The organism is Ruegeria sp. AH12, from assembly GCF_056541465.1.
Genome location: NZ_JBQFYL010000158.1, coordinates 1 through 707 on the forward strand (window position 1 = coordinate 1; position 707 = coordinate 707).

At 52.8% G+C, this 707-nt stretch carries 1 protein-coding gene; it reads left to right on the forward strand.

Features of this window, described 5'->3' with window-relative positions:
- Positions 1–371: 371 nt before the first annotated feature.
- The coding region (locus tag ACR0EL_RS22320; RefSeq protein WP_480502332.1) for a polysaccharide biosynthesis/export family protein at positions 372–707 on the forward strand (336 nt) is incomplete at its 3' end.

A 707-nucleotide genomic window follows, 5' to 3' on the forward strand; every position in this document is an offset into this window, starting at 1 on the left:
CTCCAGCGCTCCAAACACTATGTTGTGGGGTAAGTTTCAGAACTGTTCCGGCAATCAGACAGAGTACCAACAAAGCCGCCATGGCGCCGGCCCAGGCCGTCATTCTTTCCAGTCTCGGTTGATCCTGCATGCAAATGCTTCGCCATTAGTCCGCGCATCCACTCCTGTCACAGCTTTTCATGTCGACCTAACGTGTCAAATAAAGAGCAATTTGCCGACAAACCCCCGAATTGTGACAATTTTGACTTCACTATAAAAGCCGCAGCGCCCGGGAAAAGTCAAAGAGCATGATCTGAAACGGGGCACAACCTGTGACGCGCATATACCTATTTTTTTGCTGGCAATGGCTACGCTTTTTGGCTCGATAACACTTGCCGAGGCTCAAAGCAACTATCTGGCGCGCCCCGCGTAATACGCTAGAAATTCAGATACTGGAAGTTCCTAATCTCTACCGTTCGGTTCGGGTTTTGCCCGATGGTCGCTTTATTTTTCCATTTGTAGGCCCAGTCCGCGCCGCAGGCCTGACGATCACAGAGATTGACCGCAACCTTGCACGCCGGATTTTCAGCAACTTTGCAGCCTCGCCCAATGTCTTCGTCTCGGCTGTCCCGGAAGAGCGCGAGCCACTGGAGCCGGGGACGATCAATGTCTTTCCTCTAGGTAAGTTCGAAGAACCGGAGCTCACTGAGACGCCGCCCGGTAAGACG